Genomic DNA, 584 nt, shown 5'->3' with positions numbered 1-584 from the left:
TGGGAAATCTCATCTTGAGGGGGGCTTCATGCTTAGATGCTTTCAGCACTTATCCCGACCACACGTAGCTACCCAGCGATGCTCCTGGCGGAACAACTGGTACACCAGCGGTGTGTCCATCCCGGTCCTCTCGTACTAAGGACAGCTCCTCTCAAATTTCCAACGCCCACGACGGATAGGGACCGAACTGTCTCACGACGTTCTGAACCCAGCTCGCGTACCGCTTTAATGGGCGAACAGCCCAACCCTTGGGACCGACTACAGCCCCAGGATGCGATGAGCCGACATCGAGGTGCCAAACCTCCCCGTCGATGTGGACTCTTGGGGGAGATAAGCCTGTTATCCCCGGGGTAGCTTTTATCCGTTGAGCGACGGCCCTTCCATTCGGAACCGCCGGATCACTAAGCCCGACTTTCGTCCCTGCTCGACTTGTAGGTCTCGCAGTCAAGCTCCCTTCTGCCTTTACACTCTGCGAATGATTTCCAACCATTCTGAGGGAACCTTTGGGCGCCTCCGTTACCTTTTGGGAGGCGACCGCCCCAGTCAAACTGCCCACCTGACACTGTCTCCGAACCGGATCACGG

1 rRNA gene is annotated in these 584 nt (G+C 57.2%); it reads right to left on the bottom strand.

Annotated elements, in window-relative coordinates:
- A 23S ribosomal RNA gene (locus ABDZ63_RS15745) occupies positions 1-584 on the bottom strand; the annotation flags it as partial.

The sequence above is a fragment of the Alkalibacillus silvisoli genome (genome assembly GCF_039521975.1).
Classification (GTDB): domain Bacteria; phylum Bacillota; class Bacilli; order Bacillales; family Alkalibacillaceae; genus Alkalibacillus; species Alkalibacillus silvisoli.
The sequence above is the reverse complement of the archived record's forward strand: the minus strand, read 5'-3'. Positions and strand labels throughout refer to the sequence as shown.